Here is a 15,633-nt window from a genome sequence, read left to right on the forward strand (position 1 = left end):
CGCTCAGTCGATCCGGATCGTCCCGGTGAAGACGAGGTCGGCGGGGCCGGACAGGCCGACGTGCTCGCCCTCCTCGGTGGCGAACATCGTCACCCCGAGGGTCCCTCCGGGGACGTCGACCCGCCACGACTGAGGGGCGCGCGGGCCCGCCCAGTAGCGCACCGCGAGCGCGGCCGCTGCGGCACCGGTGCCGCAGCTCAAGGTCTCGCCGCTGCCGCGCTCGTGCACGCGCATCCGGATCCGGCCGATGCCGTCGTGGATCAGCGGTTCGCCCGGCACGACGAACTCGACATTGGCACCGTCGGCTGGCTCCGGCTCGAGCTGCGGGATGTAGCTGAGGTCGGCGGAGTCGAGCTCGTCGTCGTTGCTGAGGGCCACGACGACGTGCGGGTTGCCGAGGTCGATCCCGAGACCGGGTCGCGCGACCTTCAGCTCCTTGGCGCGCACCAGCGGCTCCCCGCCGGCGAGTTCCCAGCGCCCGAGGTCGACCTGGAAACCGGCACCGCTGCGGGTGACGTCGCGGACGCCCGCACGGGTGCCGATGGGGAGGGTGTCGCCCGGTTCGAGCTCGGCGAGGCCGGCCGCGAGGAGGAAGGCCGCGTAGACGCGGATCCCGTTGCCGCACATCTCGGCGATCGACCCGTCGGCGTTGCGGTAGTCCATGAACCACTCGGCCTCGGGCTCCTGCGCGAGGGCGGCGCCGCCCACGGGGAGCGCTCGGGAGCGGACGGCGCGGATCACGCCGTCGGCGCCGACTCCGAAGTGGCGGTCGCAGATCATCGCGATCTGCGCGGGCGAGAGGTCCACCTCACCGTCAGGGTCGCTGAAGAGCACGAAGTCGTTCCCGGTGCCCTGGCCCTTGGTGAAGTGCAGCTCGATCGTCATGGCCGACAGCCTAGCGAGGGGCGGGTGGGGCGAGCTGAGCGGCGCGGAGCGCGAGCGGCAGCAGATCGGGTGCGTCGAACGGCAGCCGGTGCGCCTGCCCGTAGCGCCGGAACCAGCTGTTCTGCCGACGGGCGTACCGCCGGGTGAGCGACTGCGTGGAGGCGATCGCGTCCTCCTCGCTCATCGCGCCCGACCGCTGCGCGAGGGCCTGGGCGTAGCCGATGGCACGGCTGGCGGTGACGCCGCGCTCCAGACCGGCCGGGATCAGACGCTCGACCTCCTCGAGCATCCCGGCGGCCCACATCCGCTCGACGCGGCGATCGAGGCGCTCGACGAGCTCCTCCCGCGGCGCTTCGAGCATCAGGATCGACGCCGGGCGCCACGACACCGGCTCGTCCGACATCAGCGCGCTGTGCGGAGACCCGGTCAGCTCGGTGATCTCGAGCGCGCGGACGATCCTGCGGACGTTGAAGGGCCCGATCCGGTCGGCGACCTCGGCATCGACGGCGCGCAGGCGGGCGAACAGAGCGGCCGCGCCCTCCCGCTCCGCCTCCTCCTCGAGCCCGCGGCGCACCTCCGGGTCGGTGCCGGCGAAGGTGAACTCGAAGATCACGCTCGAGACGTAGAGTCCTGAGCCGCCGACGAGGATCGGCGTCGCCCCTTGCGTGAGCACGTCGTCGATCGCTCGGCGGGCCTCCTGCTGGTAGCGGGCGACCGAGGCCTCCTCCGTCACGTCCAGGACGTCGAGGAGGTGGTGCCGCACGCCGCGACGGTCGGCGGGTGCGAGCTTGGCGGTGCCGATGTCCATTCCGCGGTAGAGCTGCATCGCATCGGCGTTGACGATCTCGGCCGCTCCCCCGGAGCCGCGGATCGCGTCCGCGAGGTCGAGGGAGAGCTCGGACTTGCCGGTGCCGGTCGCGCCGACGACGACGAGGAGGTCGGGACCGACCGCCTCAGCGCTCGCCATCGGCGGTGTCGTAGATCGGCGTGGTGAGCGTCGCGGTGCGAGCGCGGAGCGTCGGAAGACCGAGCGACACCCGCGGGGCGGCACCGGCGGCAGCGGGCGCTGTGGGGACGCCGCAGGACTCGGTCTGGGCGCGGTCCCACGCGTCGCCGGCACGGGTGCGCCGGACGCGGAGCGGTGCACCGTCGACGGAGTCGGCCAGCAGGTAGAACGGAGCCGCGCGGGTCACGCGCACGGAGACCACGTCGCCCGGGCGCGGCAGCTCCGAGCCCTCGGGGACGTCGAAGTGCACGAGCCGACTGTCTTCCGCGCGACCGCTCAATCGGTGAGTCTCGTTGTCGCGCCGACCCTCGCCGGTGGCGACGAGCACCTCGACGTCGCGGCCCACGACCGTGCGGTTCTCGCGCTCGCTGATCGCGTCCTGCAGAGCGGTCAGGCGCTCGTAGCGCTCCTGCACGATCGCCTTCGGCACCTGGTCGGGGAGGGTCGCGGCGGGAGTGCCCGGGCGGATCGAGTACTGGAAGGTGAAGGCGGAGGCGAAGCGCGCCTCCTCGACCACGCGCAGGGTCTCGGCGAAGTCCGCTTCGGTCTCGCCGGGGAAGCCGACGATGATGTCGGTGCTGATCGCCGCGTGCGGGATGCGCGCGCGGACCCGATCGAGGATGCCGAGGAAGCGATCCGACCGGTAGGAGCGTCGCATCGCCTTGAGGATCCGGTCCGACCCGGACTGCAGCGGCATGTGCAGCTGCGGCATGACGGTCGGAGTCTCGGCCATCGCGTCGATGACGTCGTCGGTGAAGGCGGCGGGGTGCGGGCTCGTGAAGCGGATCCGCTCGAGGCCGTCGATGGCACCCGCGGCCCGCAGCAGCTTCGAGAACGCCTGGCGGTCGCCGAACTCGACGCCGTAGGAGTTCACGTTCTGGCCGAGCAGCGTGACCTCGATCGCCCCGTCGTCGACGAGGGCCTGGATCTCGGCGAGGATCTCGCCCGGGCGGCGGTCCTTCTCCTTGCCGCGGAGCGAGGGGACGATGCAGAACGTGCACGTGTTGTTGCAGCCGACCGAGATGGAGACCCAGCCGCTGTAGGTGGAGTCGCGCTTCGTCGGCAGCGTCGAGGGGAAGACGTCGAGCGACTCGAGGATCTCGAGCTGCGCCTCGTCGTTGTGCCGAGCCCGCTCGAGCAGGCTCGGCAGGGAGCCCATGTTGTGCGTCCCGAAGACGACGTCGACCCAGGGAGCGCGGTCGAGGATGACGTTCTTGTCCTTCTGCGCGAGGCAGCCGCCGACGGCGATCTGCATCCCCTCGTGGCGGCGCTTGACCGAGGCCAGGTGCCCGAGGTTGCCGTAGAGCTTGTTGTCGGCGTTCTCGCGGACGGCGCAGGTGTTGATGACGACCACGTCGGCCTCGGCGCCGTCGGCGGGCACGTAGCCCGCCGCCTCGAGCGAGCCGCTCAGCCGCTCCGAGTCGTGCACGTTCATCTGACAGCCGAACGTGCGGACCTCGTAGGTCCGCGGTCGGACCTCGGGGGCGGGAATCAGGCCGAGCGTGCTCATGGGTGGCGATTCTACGCGTCGGGATCCGCTCGCCCGCCTCAGCGGAAGCGGACGCTCGAGCCCGGACGGCGCACGGTCTCGCGCACCACGCGCTGGACAATCGCTCCCCCGTAGCCCCGCCGGGCGAGGAACCCGGTCAGGCGCCGCTCGGCGACCTCATCGGACAGCGAGCGGAGGCTGGGCAGGCGCTTGCGAGCGAGCTCGAGTGCCGTGCGGTACTCGTCATCGCCGTCGAACTCGTCGAGAGCCGATGCGATGGCGTCGGGATCGAGCTTGCGCGCCCGCAGCTCCTGCTGGATCGAGGACCGGCCGAGCATCTTGCGCTCGCGGAGGGAGAGCACGAGCTGCTCCGCCATCCTGTAGTCGTCGAGGTAGCCGAAGCGCGTGAACCGCTCGATGATCTCGAGCGCGTCCTTCTCGGCGACGCCCTCGGTGTACAGGCGGGCCTCGACCTCGGCGACCGAGAGGCTCTTCCGCGACAGTCCGCGGACGATGCGATCGGCGATCTGCTCGGGATCGGGCTCCTCGGGAGCGTCGACCTCGAGGTCGTCGCCCTCGACCGAGGCGTCGACTTCGAACCCCGAACGGCGCGCGACGTGCGCTGAGAGCTCGGCGATGCGCTCGACGCCGGGGGCACCGACCGGTGCCTCCGGGAGCCCCGCCGAGGAGGACTGCTCCTTCGGACCGTCCTGCTCGGCGGTGTCGTCCTTCACCCAGGGCAGGAAGGCCACGGGGCGGCCTCCTGGCCCCTCCGTGGCCTTCTCGCGCACGATCTACGCGCCCTTGCGCACGGGCTGCTTGGTCTCGATCGCGACCGGGGCCGCCTCGACCTTCGCGTTCGGATCGACGATCACGCCGAGCTTGATCAGGATGCGCTTCTCGATCTCGGCCGCGATGTCGGAGTTGTCGATGAGGAACTGGCGCGCCTTCTCCTTGCCCTGTCCGAGCTGGTCACCGTCGTAGGTGTACCAGGCGCCCGACTTGCGGACGATCTCGTGCTCGACGCCGAAGTCGATGAGGCTGCCCTCTCGCGAGATGCCGATGCCGTAGAGGATGTCGAACTCGGCCTGCTTGAAGGGCGGCGCCATCTTGTTCTTGACGACCTTGACGCGGGTGCGGTTTCCAACCGCGTCGGTGCCGTCCTTCAGGGTCTCGATGCGCCGGATGTCGAGGCGCACGGACGCGTAGAACTTGAGCGCCTTGCCGCCCGCGGTGGTCTCGGGGCTTCCGAAGAAGACGCCGATCTTCTCGCGGAGCTGGTTGATGAAGATCATCGTGGTGTTGGTGGTGTTGAGGCCACCGGTGAGCTTGCGGAGGGCCTGCGACATGAGGCGGGCCTGGAGGCCGACGTGGGAGTCGCCCATCTCGCCCTCGATCTCGGCGCGGGGCACGAGGGCTGCGACCGAGTCGATCACGATCAGGTCGATCGAGCCGGAGCGGACCAGCATGTCGGCGATCTCGAGCGCCTGCTCTCCGGTGTCGGGCTGCGAGACGAGGAGGGAGTCGATGTCGACGCCGAGCTTCTTGGCGTACTCGGGGTCGAGGGCGTGCTCGGCGTCGATGAACGCCGCGATGCCTCCGTTGCGCTGCGCGTTCGCGATCGCGTGCAGCGTCAGCGTGGTCTTGCCGGAGGACTCCGGGCCGTAGATCTCGACGATGCGCCCGCGCGGGAGCCCGCCGATGCCGAGCGCGACATCGAGCGCGATCGAACCGGTCTGGATCACCTCGACCGGGGCGCGGTCGTCGCTGCCGAGGCGCATGACGGCGCCCTTGCCGAACTGGCGGTCGATCTGGGCGAGTGCTGTCTCGAGGGACTTCTCGCGGTCTGAAGAACTGGGCATGGCCGTCTCGCTCTCGTGCTCGTGGTGGTATCGCCTACAGGCTGTCGCGTCGTGCCGGTGCTGGCCGATCGGTGACTCCGAGCGGTGCGCCGGCCGGATGCGACAAGGCGGTGAAGCAGGTCCGTTGACTTGTTCTCGACGGTACGCCCGACCTCCGACATCGGGGCCGAGCGAGAGCCCCTCGGTGGAGAGTGAGCGGCTTCTGCTTCTGTTGAGGAGCCTAGACCCGATCGAACACGGGTTCGAGGAACGTCTCGCGGCGTGTCGAACACGACTTCGCCGCCAGGGCGACCGGGGCGTTCGCCGGTCCGCTCAGCCGCGACGCTTCTTCGGGTCGATCCCGTGCCAGGGCGCCTCGGGCACGTCGTTGGCGCGGCAGAGCGCCTGCCAGACCTCGCGGGCCTCGGTGCCGTCCGCCAGCGCCCGCTCGGCCGTCCGCCCGTCGAGCTCGGTGAGCACGAGATCCGAGACGAGGACGCGGGCGTAGGCCGCGCCGAACTCGTCGTCGACCAGCTGACGGAACTCGCTCAATCGCATGCGACCACGCTAACGCCGGATCGTCCGGGAACGCCGCAGGGCGCCCGAGTCGAGACTCGGACGCCCTGGGTGGAACGGGGTGCGGTGGGAGGGACGGGAGGTGCGGCACCGCCTACTGGGCGATGAGGTCCGCGTCGAACCCGGCGACCATGTCGGCCGGGATGGTGTCGGGGATGGTGTCGATGCCCTCGATGACGGCGAGACGATCGCCGACCTCGCGCATGATCACCGAGATGGGGGTGTCGAGGGCGTCGGCGACCGAAGCGAGGATCTCTGACGAGGCCTCCTTCTGACCGCGTTCGACCTCGCTCAGGTAGCCGAGCGCAACGCTCGCCTTGCTCGCCACCTGACGGAGCGTGCGACCTTTCTGCAGGCGAAAGTCCCTGAGGACATCGCCGATCTCCTGACGAACTAGAACCACTGGACCCTCCTTCTCCACGTCAACCGCGACCTCGTCCGGCCCGAGCGACGAGAACGCACCACGAGGGAGCATTCTGATCGGAGGGGCTGAGTACGAAGGAACCGGATAGCTGTTCACTACCCGGTTCGTGTGTGTCGACTCTAATACCGGATGACTGGACTTTGCGTGTGAGCGACAGCAGATGTAACCGGGTCGAAACGCTGGGCATTCCGCGATCCGGCACGTATCGGGAAAGGGGACGAATTCACAGCTGGGCGGTCGTCACGAGCTCTCGAGCAGCCTCGAGCGCCGCCTCCACCGAGGCCGCTCTGATCTCGGCTCGGCCGCCGTTGAGCCGCAGTTCGAGGACGCGCTCGTCGTCGCCCAGGACCGCCGCGACGAAGACCGTTCCGACCGCTGCGCCGCCCTGCGGGTCGGGTCCCGCGACACCGGTCGTGGCCACCCCGACCGTCCGCACGCCCTCGGCGCCCAACCTCGACGCGACTCCGCGCGCCATCTGCAGAGCGACCTCCGGATGCACCGGTCCGTGCTCGGCCAGCAGGGTGTCGTCGACACCGAGGAGACGGTGCTTGAGATCGGTCGCGTAGCTCACGACCGCGCCGCGGTAGACCGCGGAGGCGCCGGGCACCTCGACGACGGCGGAGCTCAGCGCACCTCCGGTCAGCGACTCGGCGATCGCGAGGCCGAGCCCGCGCTCCTCGAGCGCTCTGACCAGCGGTTCGGCGATCACGGGTGCTTGCGGGCGGCGCGGCCCTGACGCGCGGCATCGGCGAGGTAGTCGATCCCCGTCAGGACGGTGAGCGCGAGTGCCGCCGTCATCGTGATGCCGTTCAGCCAGTGCACCCACTCGCCGAGGACGAGCCAGAGCGGCAGCAGAGCGAGGGAGATCGCCACCGACTGCACGATCGTCTTGAGCTTGCCACCCCGGGACGCGGGGATCACCCGGTCGGACAGCACGGCCATCCGGAAGACGGTGATGCCGATCTCGCGCACGAGGATGACGATCGTGACCCACCAGGGCAGCTCGCCGAGCAGGGACAGCCCGACGAGAGCCGCCCCGGTGAGCACCTTGTCTGCTATCGGGTCGAGGAGCTTGCCCAGGTCGGTGACGAGTCCGCGGCTGCGCGCGATGTGCCCGTCGATCCCGTCGGTCGCAATGGCGACGATGAAGAGCAGTGCCGCCGCGATGCGCAGCCCCCCGTCCTCTCCCCCGTCGGCCAGCAGCAGCCAGAAGAAGAGCGGAGCCAGGAGGATCCGGACGACGGTGATCGCGTTCGGAAGGTTCCAGTTGCCGGAGCGCGCGGGGGCGCCGGCCGAGGGGGTGCTCATCGTGCTCCGTCGCTCGGGGGGAGGGGACTGTCGTCGTGTCGGGTCATGTCTCAGTCGCGACCGGTCAGGGCCCAGGCGTCGTCGCTGGAGCCCTCGTCGTCGTCGTGGTAGTCGGTCGCGACCGGACCGACCGGCTCGGCCAGCGGATCCTCGTAGGGGTCGGGGGCGACCGCGGAGGGGGCGGGGGTGGCGTCGACTCCGTCGCCGCCGCGCATCCGCTCGAGGACGCCGGGAAGCTGCTCGGCGGAGACCAGGACGTCGCGCGCCTTCGAGCCCTCGGAGGGACCGACGACCTCGCGCGACTCGAGCAGGTCCATCAGGCGCCCGGCCTTGGCGAAGCCGACACGGAGCTTCCGCTGCAGCATCGAGGTCGAGCCGAACTGCGTGCTCACGACCAGCTCGGCTGCGGCGATGAGCAGCTCGAGGTCGTCGCCGATGTCGGAGTCGACCTCCTTGCGCTGCGCCTGCACGGTGATGTCCTGGCGGTACTCGGGTTGCGCCTGGCGGGTGACGTGCTCGACCACCTTCGCGATCTCGTCCTCGCGGACCCACGCCCCCTGCACGCGCATCGGCTTGTTCGTGCCCATGGGGAGGAAGAGGCCGTCGCCCTGGCCGATGAGCTTGTCGGCTCCCGGCTGGTCGAGGATGACCCGCGAGTCGGTGACGCTCGTGACGGCGAACGCGAGACGGCTCGGCACGTTCGCCTTGATCAGTCCGGTGACGACGTCGACGCTCGGGCGCTGGGTCGCGAGGACGAGGTGGATCCCCGAGGCGCGCGCCAGCTGCGTGATGCGGACGATCGAGTCCTCGACGTCGCGCGGGGCGACCATCATCAGGTCGGCCAGCTCGTCGACCACGACCAGGAGGTAGGGGTAGGGCTTCAGTACGCGGCTGCTGCCCGCGGGGAGCTTCAGGTCTCCGCCGCGGACGGCGGCGTTGAAGTCGTCGATGTGACGGAAGCCGAACGACGCGAGGTCGTCGTAGCGCATGTCCATCTCCTTCACGACCCACTGCAGCGCCTCGGCCGCCTTCTTGGGGTTCGTGATGATGGGCGTGATCAGGTGCGGGACGCCGGCGTAGATCGTCAGCTCGACCCGCTTGGGGTCGATCAGGACCATCCGGACGTCCTGCGGCCGCGCCCGCATCAGCAGGCTCGTGATCATCGAGTTCACGAAGCTCGACTTGCCCGAGCCCGTGGAGCCGGCGACGAGGAGGTGCGGCATCTTGGCGAGGTTCGCGACGACGTAGCCGCCCTCGACGTCCTTGCCGACGCCGATCGTCATCGGGTGCGTGGACGACGTCGACGCGGCGGAGCGCAGCACGTCGCCGAGCGAGACGATCTCGCGATCGGTGTTGGGTATCTCGACGCCGATCGCGCTCTTGCCCGGGATGGGCGAGAGGATGCGGACCTCGTTGCTCGCGACCGCGTAGGAGAGGTTCTTGCTGAGCGCGGTGACCCGCTCGACCTTCACGCCCGGGCCGAGCTCGATCTCGTAGCGCGTGACCGTCGGCCCCCGGGAGAAGCCGGTGACGGTCGCGTCGACGTTGAACTGCTGGAGGACCTCGGTGATCGCGCGGACCATCTCGTCGTTGGCAGCGGAACGCGCCTTCGAGGGCGTGCCGGTGGACAGCGCCGCCGCGGACGGCAGGCGGTAGGGCGCGTCGTCCTCGAAGGAGGAGTCGAACTCGGCGGTGGGGTCGGCGTCGGCCGGCAGCGGGGCGATCGGCCCGGTCTCGATGACGGGCGGCACGGGAACGGCCGGGGCGACGTCGAGGCCGTCGAGGTCTATGACGCTCGTCGCGTCGTCGTCGACGACTCCGGACAGGGGCCGGGTTCCGCCGTCCTTCTCGAACCGGGCGAGCGCGGCCTCGGCGCTCTCCGCCTCGGAGAGGACCTCGGTCGCGTAGGAGCGCGTCGGCGGGTCGGCCGGCTCGTCGCGCTCCTCGAGCGCGGTGTCGAAGCCCTTGGCGCGACCCCGGGGGCCCTTCGGCGTGTCGATGACCTCGGTGAGGGAGTCGATCGGCAGCTCGGTCTGCACCGTCGGCTCGTCCTCGCGACCGGAGTCGGTGCGACGCCACCAGGGCAGCTCACCGCCGTCCTCCTGCTCGTCGGACTCCTCCGCCTCGGCCTTGGCCTTCGCCTTCGCCTCGGCCTTCTCGGCCTTCAGCCGGGCGCGCTCCTCGTCGTCGAGGACGGGCGTGCCGAAGAGGTAGGAGTAGAGCTCGCGGAAGCGGGCTCCGACGCGGTTCGGCGGGGTCTTGGTGATGATGAACAGCGAGAGCAGGATCACGGCGGAGAGCAGGATCGTCGCTCCGGTCACCGTCGCGATGGCGACGAGCGGCGCGCCGACCAGCCAGCCGAGCACGCCGCCGGCGGCGGCCATCTGCTCGATGCCGACGCCCGGGGCGGGAGCGCCGAGGTGCGCGTGGCAGATTCCGGCCGAGGCGACGAGGAGGAACGTGAGCCCCACTCCGATGCGGCCGTTGTCGTCGACGGAGCTGGGGTGCCGGAAGAGCCAGAGGGCGAAGAGCAGCAGCACGACGGGGAGGACGTAGGCCACCCGGCCGAAGAGGGCGCCGAAGGTCCAGGCGTCGAGGATCGTGGCCACGGGATCGGTGGCCAGGAACCACTCGACGACCGCGCCCGCGAGGGCGAGCAGGACGAGCAGGAAGGGGACGCCGTCACGGCGCTCCTCCTTCGCGAGCCGCTCGGGGCCGAGGGCGCGGGCGGCGCCGCCGACCACGTGCGCCAGGGTCATCCAGAGGCGGACGAGGATGTTGGTGCGCGGCGCCGTGTCGAACGCGACGGTGGCCTTCTCGGCGGCACCCCGTCCCGAGCCCCGGCCGGAACGCGGAGCGCCGGAGCGCGCGGGCGCACTCCCCCGCCCACGGGAGGTCGTCTTGGTGCTCGTCGCCATGAGGCCACCGTACCCGTCGGCCCCGACAACGCCGCGGACCCGCGCCGTGGCCCGCGTCAGCGGAGCAGGGCGACCATGGTCTCGGCGTCGCCGCGATCGGCGACCACGGTGAAGCCCTCGCTGATGTAGAGGCGGCGGGCGAAGTTGTCCCGCGAGACGTTCAGCGAGATTCGCGCGTATCCGGCGGCACGGGCGTCGGACATCGCCGCTCGGACGAGTGCGCGACCGATCCCCTGGGCCCGGTACACCGGCCGGACGCCCAGCGTCAGCTCGGGCACGCCCGCCGCGATGAACCCCTTGCCCGGCACCGCCGAGGTGAACAGCCGCGTCCAGCAGGCGCCGATCCGCTCGCCGTCGGCCGTCGCCGCCACGGAGCCGAGGTCGCCCGCGCGGGGCCAGCCGGCGATGTAGCGACGGGTCGCCTCCTCGGCCAGGACGTCGACCCTGGTGCGCGAGGAGCCGCCGGTCCAGTTCGCCGCCTCGACGAGCATGTCGGCGAGGAACGGGGCGTCGTCCGGGCGGGCCGGCCGGATCGAGTAGTCCACGCGGGCCTCCGGAGACAGGGGTCGGACGACGGTCCCCCGCGTTCAGTGTGCCCGGTCGCGCCGCGATCGGCCAGACGAGCGCGGCGGAGTCAGGCTTCGATGACCAGCGGGACGATCATCGGCCGGCGTCGATAGCTGGTGTTGACCCAGCGGCCGACGACGCGGCGCACGCTCTGCGAGAGGGCGTGCGGGTCGCTCACGCCGCTCTGGACCGCCTCCTCGAGGGCCTTCGCGATGCGCGGCTTGACCTCGTCGAAGACCCGGTCGTCCTCGGCGAAACCCTTCGCGTGGATCTCGGGCCCGACGACGATGCGACCGGTGCCGGCCTCGACCACCACGATGATCGAGATGAAGCCCTCCTCGCCGAGGATCCGGCGGTCCTTGAGGTCGGCGTCGGTGATCTCGCCGACCGAGGAGCCGTCGACGTAGACGAAGCCCAGATCGAGCCGGCCGACGACCTGCACCGTCCCGTCGACCAGGTCGATCACGGTGCCGTCCTCGGCGATGATCGTGTTCTCCTCGGGGATGCCGGTGTCCCACGCGAGCCTCGCGTTCGCGACGAGGTGGCGGTACTCGCCGTGCACGGGCATCACATGGCGGGGCTTGAGGATGTTGTAGCAGTAGATCAGCTCGCCCGCGGCGGCGTGTCCCGAGACGTGCACCTTCGCGTTGCCCTTGTGCACGACGGTCGCGCCGAGCTTCGTCAGGCCGTTGATCACGCGGTAGACGGCGTTCTCGTTGCCCGGGATGAGGCTCGAGGCGAGGATGACGGTGTCGCCCTCCCCCGGCTCGATCTGGTGGTCGCGGTTGGCCATCCGGCTGAGGACCGCCATCGGCTCGCCCTGCGACCCCGTCGACATGTAGACGATCCTGTCCTCGGGGATGTCGCCGGCCCTCTTGACGTCGATCAGCACGCCCTGCGGCACCTTCAGGTAGCCCAGGTCGGCCGCGATCCTCATGTTGCGGACCATCGAGCGCCCGAGGAGGGCGACGCGTCGGCCGTTGGCGTGGGCGGCGTCGAGGACCTGCTGCACGCGGTGCACGTGGCTCGAGAAGCTCGCGACGATCACGCGCCTCGTCGCCTTGGCGATGACCGCCTCGATGACGGGGCCGATGTCGCGCTCGTTCGGTGTGAATCCGGGCACGTCGGCGTTGGTCGAGTCGACAATGAAGAGGTCGATGCCCTCCTCGCCCAGGCGGGCGAAGGCGCGGAGGTCGGTGATCCGGCCGTCCAGCGGGAGCTGGTCCATCTTGAAGTCGCCGGTGTGCAGCACCGAGCCGGCGTCGGTGATGATCGCGACGGCGAGCGCATCGGGGATGGAGTGGTTGACGGCCACGAACTCGAGCTCGAAGGGCCCGAGGTTCTCGATGTCCCCCTCCTTCACGGTGAGCGTGTACGGCGTGATCCGGTGCTCCTTGAGCTTCGCCTCGACCAGGGCGAGGGTCAGCGTCGAGCCGATCAGCGGGATGTCGCGCTTGAGCCGGAGGAGGTAGGGGACGGCTCCGATGTGGTCCTCGTGCCCGTGCGTCAGCACCACTCCGACGATGTCGTCGAGGCGGTCCTCGATAGGGCCGAAGTCGGGGAGGATCAGGTCGACCCCCGGCTGGTTCTCCTCGGGGAAGAGCACTCCGCAGTCGACCACGAGGATCTTGCCGTCGATCTCGAAGACCGTCATGTTGCGGCCGATCTCGCCGAGACCGCCGAGCGGGATGATGCGCAGGGTGCCGGCCGCGAGCGCCGGGGGGATGATCACGGGACCGGGCATGCGTGCTTCTCCTGTTCGACGGGGGTGCCGCGCGAGCGGCGTCAGCGCGTGGTGCCGGCGACCTTCGGGAGGGCGCCGCCGGCCGCAGCGTTCCGGTCGGGCCGGAAGTTGCGGAAGTCGACGCCGGGGATGTCGCGGACGAGGCCGAGCTCGTCCTCGATGAGCGCCGCCTCCGACTCCTCGGGGCCGACGAGCGGGAGCCGGACGCGGGGCGAGGAGATGCGGCCGAGGCCGTGCAGGATGTACTTCGCCGCGACCGTTCCGGGGACGTGGGTCATCACGGCGCGCACGAGCGGCTCGAGCTGCTGGTGCGCGAGGGTCGCGGCGTGCAGGTCGCCCGCGTTCACGGCGTCGACGATCGTGCGGTACGGAGAGGCGGCGATGTTCGCCGTGACGCCGATGAGCCCGGTGGCGCCGATGGCGAGCTCGGGCAGGACGTTGGCGTCGTCTCCGCAGAAGTACATCAGGTCGGTCTGGTTGAGGACGCGGCTCACCTCCGCGAGGTCGCCCTTGGCATCCTTCACGGCGAGGATGTTGGGGTGCTTCGCCGCACGGAGGATCGTCTCGTAGCGGATCGGGACACCGGTGCGACCAGGGATGTCGTAGAGGATCACGGGCAGGTCGGTCGCGTCGGCGATCATCCGGAAGTGCGTGAGGATGCCGGCCTGCGTGGGCTTGTTGTAGTACGGCGTGACGATCATGTTGCCGTCGGCGCCGGCCTTCTCGCTCTGGCGCGCGAGCTGCATGGCGTGCGCGGTCTCGTTCGAGCCGCCTCCGGTGATGATCTTCGCGCGACCACCCGCGACCGCCTTGCCGACCTCGACGAGACGGATCTTCTCGGGGTCGGTGAGCGTGCTGGTCTCGCCCGTGGTCCCGGTGACGACGATGCCGTCGGCGCCGGCCTTTATGCAGTCGTCGATGTGCTTCTCGACGCCGGGCCAGTCGACCTCGCCGTCGGCGGTGAACGGGGTGACCAGGGCGACCAGGACCTGGCCGAAAGGATTCTCCGGAGTTGACACGAGCATCAGGGTATCGGGTCGGGCGGTCGTGGCCGGAGTCGATCCGGTGGAGGGGCGGAGGCTACGGGGCGACGCGGCCGTTCGCGGTGAAGGCCGCGGCCGTCAGGGGCATCAGCTCCTCGAAGTGCCGCTCCATCTGCTCGGCGGCCATCTCGATCTCGCGCTGCGGGAAGGAGGGGAAGGTCGAGTCCTCGCGCTTGGTGCGCAGCGACAGGAAGTTCATCAGCGAGCGGGCGTTCAGCGTCACGTACATCGACGAGTAGATGTTGAGCGGCAGCACGATGCGGGCGACCTCGCGGGCGACGCCGGCGTCGAGCATCCGCTGGTAGGCCTCGAAGGCCTGGATGCTGGCACGGCGCGCCTCGGCGACGACGAGCTCGGTCTGCTCCGGGGTGCCGGGCTCGAAGGAGTAGGCGCCGGGCTTGCCGACCTGGACGAGGTTGCGCTCGGGGCCGGGCACGTAGAAGACGGGGCGGAGCTCGCGGTAGCGGCCCGACTCCTCGTTGTAGGAGGCGATGCGGTGCCGCATGAACTCGCGGAACACGAAGATCGGCGCCTGCACGTAGAAGGTCATCGAGTTGTGCTCGAACGGGGAGCCGTGGCGGTCGCGCATCAGGTAGTTGATGAGGCCGCGGTCGCGCTTGCGCTGCTTCTCGGCGTCGGCGTCCTCGTCGTCGAGGGCGGCGGCGAGGGTCTGCTCGCCCTGCGTCGAGACACGGGCCGCGAAGAGGACGTCGGAGTCGTGCGCGCTCGATCTGATGAGCTCGACGACGACATCGGAGCGGAAGGTGAACTCGCCGTCGGGGGCGTTCTGCTCGGTCACGGCTTCGACCCTAGAGCACCCCTCGACGTCTCGCGGCGTCATGAACGGGTGTGCGGCCGCGGCACGGCCTAGCGTCGAGTCGTGGATCCTCTCGTCGTCGCCGCTGCCCTCGCGGCGCTCGTCGCCCTCGCGACGGCCCTCGGCCTCGCCCATCGGCGCGCGTCGGGGCGGGCCCGATCGACGACGGGCGTCGAGCGGATCGATCCCTCCGGCCTCGTCGACGGTGCGATGCTCGGAGGCGTCGCGACCGTCGTGCAGTTCTCGACCGAGTTCTGCACCCGCTGCCCCGCCGTGCACCGGATGCTCGCCGACATCAGCAGGCAGCGACCAGGGGTCGTGCACCTCGACGTCGACCTCACGCACCGCGCCGACCTGGCCGACCGCTTCCACGTGCGGCAGACCCCCACCCTCCTGGTGCTCGACGCCGACGGAGTCCCCCGCACCCGCATCGGCGGCGCGCCCACCCGTGGCGTCGTCCTCGACGAACTCGACCGACTGGAGACCGCACGATGAGCAGCAGCACCCCGCCTCGGGGCCACGTCGATCCGCGCGGCCCGCGCTTCGCCGCCTCCGTCACCGCTCTCCTGCTCCTCGTGACGGTCGGGCTCGGCCTCGGTGCCCCGGCCACCGGCGACATCGCAGCGCGACTCGCGCAGCCGGGCTTCCTCCTGCTGCTCGTGCTCGCCGCGCTGTTCGCCTGGTCGGTGGCACGGGGCGTCGGCTCCGGACCGTGGGCCGTCGTCTTCCGTCGTCTCGTGCGGCCTCGGCTCGCGCCTCCCGAGGAGTGGGAGGACGCCCGGCCGCCGCGCTTCGCTCAGCTCATCGGGCTGCTCGTCACGGGCGCCGGAGTGGTGCTGCACCTCGCCGGAGTGCCCGGTGCCGTGCCGATCGCGGCCGCCGTCGCCTTCGTCGCCGCGTTCCTCAACGCCGCGTTCGGGCTCTGCCTCGGCTGCGAGCTGTACCTCCTCCTGGTGCGCGCGCGAGTGATCGGGCGCTCGGCCGGCTCCCGGGCGTGACGTCCTAGGCTGGACCC

Annotated in this window: 16 protein-coding genes; 2 read left to right on the forward strand and 14 right to left on the reverse strand. The window is 70.7% G+C overall.

Going from position 1 to position 15,633, the window contains the following annotated elements; genetic code table 11:
• Positions 1–3 precede the first annotated feature (3 nt).
• From dapF to thyX, 14 genes are all read right to left on the reverse strand, one after another.
• Positions 4–885, reverse strand: a complete 882-nt coding sequence (dapF, locus tag GRS92_RS15465; protein WP_159858015.1) for a diaminopimelate epimerase — start codon at positions 883–885, stop codon at positions 4–6.
• Between the two features lie 10 nt (positions 886–895).
• Positions 896–1,852 carry a tRNA (adenosine(37)-N6)-dimethylallyltransferase MiaA gene (gene miaA / locus GRS92_RS15470; protein WP_159858017.1) on the reverse strand — a complete coding sequence of 319 codons (957 nt, stop codon included), beginning with the start codon at positions 1,850–1,852 and terminating at the stop codon, positions 896–898.
• Positions 1,839–3,401, reverse strand: coding sequence for a tRNA (N6-isopentenyl adenosine(37)-C2)-methylthiotransferase MiaB (gene miaB, locus GRS92_RS15475; RefSeq protein ID WP_159858019.1), 1,563 nt, complete (start codon positions 3,399–3,401; stop codon positions 1,839–1,841). Before miaB ends, miaA begins: the two co-directional genes overlap by 14 nt.
• A gap of 38 nt (positions 3,402–3,439) precedes the next feature.
• Positions 3,440–4,132 (reverse strand): regulatory protein RecX, encoded by a 693-nt coding sequence (locus tag GRS92_RS15480; protein ID WP_159858021.1) that lies wholly within the window; start codon positions 4,130–4,132, stop codon positions 3,440–3,442.
• A 42-nt stretch (positions 4,133–4,174) separates the two neighbouring features.
• Positions 4,175–5,242, reverse strand: coding sequence for a recombinase RecA (gene recA / locus GRS92_RS15485; RefSeq protein WP_159858023.1), 1,068 nt, complete (start codon positions 5,240–5,242; stop codon positions 4,175–4,177).
• 312 nt (positions 5,243–5,554) lie between these two features.
• Positions 5,555–5,779: a DUF3046 domain-containing protein gene (locus GRS92_RS15490; RefSeq protein ID WP_159858025.1), complete on the reverse strand. Its 225-nt coding sequence runs from the start codon at positions 5,777–5,779 to the stop codon at positions 5,555–5,557.
• A 112-nt stretch (positions 5,780–5,891) separates the two neighbouring features.
• The gene (locus tag GRS92_RS15495; RefSeq protein ID WP_056042334.1) at positions 5,892–6,200 is read right to left on the reverse strand and encodes a helix-turn-helix domain-containing protein; all 309 of its coding nucleotides are present in this window, start codon (positions 6,198–6,200) and stop codon (positions 5,892–5,894) included.
• Between the two features lie 244 nt (positions 6,201–6,444).
• Positions 6,445–6,930 carry a CinA family protein gene (locus GRS92_RS15500; RefSeq protein WP_235022060.1) on the reverse strand — a complete coding sequence of 162 codons (486 nt, stop codon included), beginning with the start codon at positions 6,928–6,930 and terminating at the stop codon, positions 6,445–6,447.
• Positions 6,927–7,529 (reverse strand): CDP-diacylglycerol--glycerol-3-phosphate 3-phosphatidyltransferase, encoded by a 603-nt coding sequence (pgsA, locus tag GRS92_RS15505; protein WP_159858027.1) that lies wholly within the window; start codon positions 7,527–7,529, stop codon positions 6,927–6,929. Before pgsA ends, GRS92_RS15500 begins: the two co-directional genes overlap by 4 nt.
• 50 nt (positions 7,530–7,579) lie before the next feature.
• Entirely contained in the window at positions 7,580–10,447 is a 2,868-nt protein-coding gene (locus GRS92_RS15510) for an FtsK/SpoIIIE family DNA translocase (protein WP_159858037.1), read from the reverse strand.
• Between the two features lie 56 nt (positions 10,448–10,503).
• Positions 10,504–10,992 (reverse strand): GNAT family N-acetyltransferase, encoded by a 489-nt coding sequence (locus GRS92_RS15515; RefSeq protein ID WP_235022061.1) that lies wholly within the window; start codon positions 10,990–10,992, stop codon positions 10,504–10,506.
• 89 nt (positions 10,993–11,081) lie between these two features.
• Positions 11,082–12,758 (reverse strand): ribonuclease J, encoded by a 1,677-nt coding sequence (locus GRS92_RS15520; RefSeq protein WP_159858039.1) that lies wholly within the window; start codon positions 12,756–12,758, stop codon positions 11,082–11,084.
• A 41-nt stretch (positions 12,759–12,799) separates the two neighbouring features.
• Positions 12,800–13,783: a 4-hydroxy-tetrahydrodipicolinate synthase gene (dapA, locus tag GRS92_RS15525; protein ID WP_442966243.1), complete on the reverse strand. Its 984-nt coding sequence runs from the start codon at positions 13,781–13,783 to the stop codon at positions 12,800–12,802.
• 55 nt (positions 13,784–13,838) lie between these two features.
• Positions 13,839–14,600: an FAD-dependent thymidylate synthase gene (thyX, locus tag GRS92_RS15530; RefSeq protein ID WP_235022062.1), complete on the reverse strand. Its 762-nt coding sequence runs from the start codon at positions 14,598–14,600 to the stop codon at positions 13,839–13,841.
• 81 nt (positions 14,601–14,681) lie between these two features.
• Between thyX and GRS92_RS15535 the strand changes: the two genes are divergently transcribed.
• Together GRS92_RS15535 and GRS92_RS15540 are read left to right on the forward strand one after the other, a co-directional pair.
• Positions 14,682–15,113, forward strand: coding sequence for a thioredoxin family protein (locus tag GRS92_RS15535; protein ID WP_204162410.1), 432 nt, complete (start codon positions 14,682–14,684; stop codon positions 15,111–15,113).
• A complete protein-coding gene (locus tag GRS92_RS15540) occupies positions 15,110–15,616 on the forward strand; it encodes a DUF4395 domain-containing protein (protein ID WP_159858045.1) in 507 nt (168 codons plus the stop codon). Before GRS92_RS15535 ends, GRS92_RS15540 begins: the two co-directional genes overlap by 4 nt.
• The last annotated feature ends 17 nt before the right edge of the window (positions 15,617–15,633 follow it).

Origin of the sequence: Rathayibacter sp. VKM Ac-2754, from assembly GCF_009807095.1 — a bacterium.
GTDB lineage: Bacteria > Actinomycetota > Actinomycetes > Actinomycetales > Microbacteriaceae > Rathayibacter.